The organism is Aminobacter sp. AP02 (assembly GCF_003148805.1).
Lineage (GTDB): Bacteria > Pseudomonadota > Alphaproteobacteria > Rhizobiales > Rhizobiaceae > Aminobacter.
The window spans coordinates 1-3,412 of sequence record NZ_QGGX01000058.1 but is presented as its reverse complement, the minus strand read 5'-3'; the positions used below and the strand labels follow the sequence as shown (position 1 = coordinate 3,412).

Sequence of the window (3,412 nt, the reverse complement as noted above, 5' to 3'; positions counted from 1 at the left end):
TATCGCATCAGCTCGATGACAAAATCGTAGACGTCGCCGCGATATTTGGTCTGGGTGAACTCGACGAGCTGGCCGTCGGCAAGGAAGCAGCGACGTTCCATGACGAGCAAGGAGGTGTCCTCCGGCGTGTCGAGAAGCTGGCGCTCCTCGTCGGTGGCGGGCTTGGCCTGCATGCGTTGCAGCGCCCGCACCGGCAGGGCGCCGGTGGCCTCCAGATACTCGTAGAGCGATTCTTTGATGGCCTGGGGATCAGGTACGAAACGGGCCGGCAAGGTTGCCGTCTCTATGGCGATCGGCGTGTCATCGGCGGTGCGCAGGCGCGTGAGACGGACGACCTTTTCGCTGCCGGATATGCCCAAAGCCATCATTTCGGCGGGTGAGGGCCGTGAGATTTCACGCGAAATCCATACGCAGCCCGGCTCCAGCCCGCGCGAACGCATGTCTTCGGAAAAGCTTGTCATGGTCGCCAGCGACTTTTCCAGTCGCGATGACACGATGGTCTTGGCGCCCTGGCGGCGGTCGAGCAAACCGTCCGAGACGAGACCGTCAATGGCCTTGCGCACGGTGACGCGAGAGATGCCGAGCGCGTCACACAAGGTGCGCTCGCTGGGAATGACGGCATTGCGCGTGAGCTGGGCAGTGGAGATCGCCTGCTTGATGGCGTCTTCGAGCCTTCGGTAGAGCGGCTCGCCGCTCTCGCTTGAAAGCTGCCTTGCGAGGAAGTCGAGGATTGGCTGATCGCCCATCGGAGCCACCTGTGGAAAGTCGCTCCTTTATGCAGAATTTTTTTCAGGTGTTAAACTGGTATTGTTCATCGAGTTGATTTCTTTAGGCGGCGGCCAGCAGGTGTTGCAGACGCGACGTCAATGAAGCTGATGTCGCGGGGTTTTAAGGCCGTCTTTACAAGTTCGTCCGCTCGACGCTGAAACTGGGACCGGTGCGTGCTTTGAGCGACTATAAGAAGCCGTCAGACGTCGTTGCGGTAACGTCTGGTGAGGAGGCGCTGGGTTAGAGGTCAGCTCATGAGGGACGCGCTCATCAGCTACAAACACCTTCGCTTTCCCGCCGAGATCATCGCCCATGCGGTGCGGCTATATTACCGGTCCCTTTGAGCCTGCGCTTGGTCCATTATTTAGTCGCTTTCGCGTATATTCATCAGTTATACGCAATCACGTATATTGACGGTTTATACGCTCCCGCGTATACTAATGGCCGGAGGCTTCCATGACCGACCAGATCGCCCGCACAGAAAAACAACTCGGCGCCATCCTGCGCCGCGCCCGCAAACAGGCGCGGCTGAGCCAGGGCGCGCTCGGCGAACAAACCCACCTGCGGCAAGGCACGGTCTCGCGCCTTGAAGCCGGGGAGCCCGCCGTCCAGCTGCGCACCCTGATGGAGGCCCTCTCAGCCCTGAACCTCGAACTGGTCGTCCGCCCGCGAAGCCAGGGCGGCCCTGCCGACATCGAGGACCTGTTCTAATGGCACGGAAGCGCGCCCACGTTCCCCTCAATGTATTTCTGAACAGCCGCCATGTCGGCGTGCTGCGCCGCGAGGCGACAGGCGCCATCGACTTTCAATACGGGCGCGACTGGCTGGACTGGCGCGGCACATTCCCGGTGTCGCTGTCCCTGCCACTGCGCGAGGACCGCTATATCGGCACCCCGGTCATCAACGTCTTCGACAACCTGCTGCCCGACAGCGACCCTATCAGAAAGCGCCTTGCGGAACGCGTCGGCGCTGACGGCACGGACGCCTTTAGCCTGTTGACCGCGCTCGGCCATGACTGCGTCGGCGCCCTGCAATTTCTGCCCGACGGCGTCGATCCCGGCGCCGCCGGTGACACCGACGGCAAGCCCGTCAGTGACGACGAGGTCGCCGACATCATCAAGAACCTCGCCGCCGCGCCGCTCGGCATGGGTGAAGACGAAGATTTCCGAATCTCCATCGCGGGCGCCCAAGAAAAAACCGCCCTGCTGCGCAAGGACGGCCAGTGGTTCAAACCCACAGGCACCACCGCCACGACGCACATTCTCAAACCGCAGATCGGCCAGCTGCCGAACGGTATCGACCTCTCGAACAGTGTCGAGAACGAATATCTCTGCCTGAAACTGGTGAAAGCATTCGGCGTCCCCGCTGCCAGGGTCGAGATCGCGGATTTCGGGGAACGCCGTACTTTAATAATTGAACGCTTCGACCGCCTTTGGACGAAGAACGGACGATTGCTGCGGCTTCCACAAGAGGACACCTGCCAGGCGCTGTCGATCCCGCCGACCAAAAAATACCAGTCCGACGGCGGCCCCGGGATGCGGGAGATCATCACCCTGCTGAAGGGCAGCGACACGCCCGAAGCTGACATCGCAACGTTCATGCGCGCGAACATCATCTTCTGGCTGCTGGGCGCGACCGACGGTCACGCGAAGAACTTCAGCATTTTCCTTAGCCCTGGCGGACGCTTCCGCATGACACCGCTCTATGACGTTCTGACCGCACAGCCGAGCCTCGACGACGGTCAAATCCCGCGCAAGAAACTCAAGCTCGCCATGTCGGTCGGAAAGAACCGCCACTACGCGATGCATGACATCATTCCCCGCCACTTCCTGCAAACGGCGGACATTGCCGGTGTCGGCACCCCGGCCATAAAAGCGATCTTCGAAGACATCGCAGCGAACGCCGAACGGCAGGCCGAGGCCGTTATTGCGGCGCTGCCCCAAGGTTTCCCCGCGCAGCTTGTCGCGCCCACCATGGCGGCCCTCAGCCACCGCACCCGACTTATCGCCGATTCTTTAACGGCTGCCGTGCATGTCTAGGGCAGGAAACCAACCGTGCATCGCCATTCTGGGCTGGGGCTCGCCGGACAAAAGCCCTGAGTTCGACGAACAACACGAAGACTGGCAGCCCGGCGGGCCTGCCTTACCGCTGGAGTTTACCCGCGTCTCGTCGACAGCTTTCGACCCCCTTGTCGCCGTTCAAAGTGCTTTCGCCGCCGCCCCAAACCCGTTTAGTTCCGCCAAACGGCATATCCGGGGCCGTCGAACTAACCCGCTGCGCGGGAGAGCGCGCGCGGTGAGGTAAAGGGCACGAGCCGTTCGTTGCGCTTGCATTGAGCGTCGTTCGGCAGCGGCAGAGCATGACGGGCTTCTTCAACAAGGAGCCTGATCATGCCCCACCCTGTTCTCGATGCACCCATCAGTCCGCTGCGCCAGCGGTTGATCGACGACATGAACATGCGGCGGTTCTCACGGGAGACGCAGCGCAACTACCTGCGCGACATCGGACGTCTGGCCACATTCCTCGGGCGCTCACCGGACACAGCGACTGCCGACGACCTTCGCCGGTTCCAGGTCTGGCAGCAGGATGACGGCGTTCCCGTGCCGACCATGAACAGTATCGTGTCGGCGTTGCGCTTCTTCTT

Annotated in this window: 4 protein-coding genes; 3 read left to right on the top strand and 1 reads right to left on the bottom strand. The window is 61.7% G+C overall.

From position 1 onward, the window contains the following. On the bottom strand, nt 1–746 hold a 746-nt coding region (locus C8K44_RS27120), incomplete at its 3' end, for a GntR family transcriptional regulator (protein ID WP_109578851.1). 478 nt (nt 747–1,224) lie between these two features. Here C8K44_RS27120 and C8K44_RS27115 point away from each other — a divergent pair. From C8K44_RS27115 to C8K44_RS27105, 3 genes are all read left to right on the top strand, one after another. Further along, a complete protein-coding gene (locus tag C8K44_RS27115; RefSeq protein ID WP_109578850.1) occupies nt 1,225–1,479 on the top strand; it encodes a helix-turn-helix transcriptional regulator in 255 nt (84 codons plus the stop codon). Next, nucleotides 1,479–2,807 (top strand): type II toxin-antitoxin system HipA family toxin, encoded by a 1,329-nt coding sequence (locus C8K44_RS27110; protein WP_109578849.1) that lies wholly within the window; start codon nt 1,479–1,481, stop codon nt 2,805–2,807. The genes C8K44_RS27115 and C8K44_RS27110 overlap by 1 nt, the downstream gene beginning before the upstream one ends. 351 nt (nt 2,808–3,158) lie before the next feature. Beyond that, nucleotides 3,159–3,412 (top strand): phage integrase N-terminal SAM-like domain-containing protein (locus C8K44_RS27105; RefSeq protein WP_158282821.1); only part of this gene is annotated, 254 nt, incomplete at its 3' end.